General features: G+C 62.1%; 1 protein-coding gene. It reads right to left on the bottom strand.

The window, feature by feature from the left end; translation table 11 throughout:
• The coding region (locus OCL88_RS21125) for a serine dehydratase beta chain (RefSeq protein ID WP_319951678.1) at nucleotides 1-549 on the bottom strand (549 nt) is incomplete at both ends.

Genomic DNA, 549 nt, shown 5'->3' with positions numbered 1-549 from the left:
GCATGATGTCGCTGATCCCCAGGCCCTTGGACGAGCACCGGCCCAGGAGCTCCGCCGCGGTCCGGAACGGCAACGGCAACTCCGCCTTGGACTCCTCCAACTCAGCCCGGGCAGTGTCTTCCTCGCCCTCACGGACAATGAACCCGCCACCCACCGAGAAAAACGTCGCCTCCCTCAGCACGTTCCCCCCGGCATCGGTAACAGCGAACTTCATCCCATTCGTATGCCGCGGCAACACCGTCAACGGATGCAGCACCATATCCTCAACCGCATACGGCAACTGCACCTCTCCTGCCAGGTTCAGCATGCCCGTCTCAGCGATCGCAGCAAGACGCTCCTCCACCTCGTCAGGCAGGATCAGCTCAGGTTCGAACCCTTCCAGGCCCAGCAACGTAGCGGTAAAAGTGCCATGACCCTTACCCGTCGCAGCCAAAGAACCATAAAGATCCACCCTCAACCCCGCCACGGAAGACAGCACACCGGATTCACGAAGTTCCCGCGCAAACACCGCCCCAGCCCGCATCGGACCCACCGTATGCGAACTCGACG

It is taken from the genome of Paenarthrobacter sp. PAE-2 (assembly GCF_026013155.1).
In the GTDB taxonomy this organism is placed as follows: Bacteria; Actinomycetota; Actinomycetes; order Actinomycetales; family Micrococcaceae; genus Arthrobacter; species Arthrobacter ureafaciens.
This window is presented reverse-complemented; position numbering and strand designations above follow the sequence as displayed.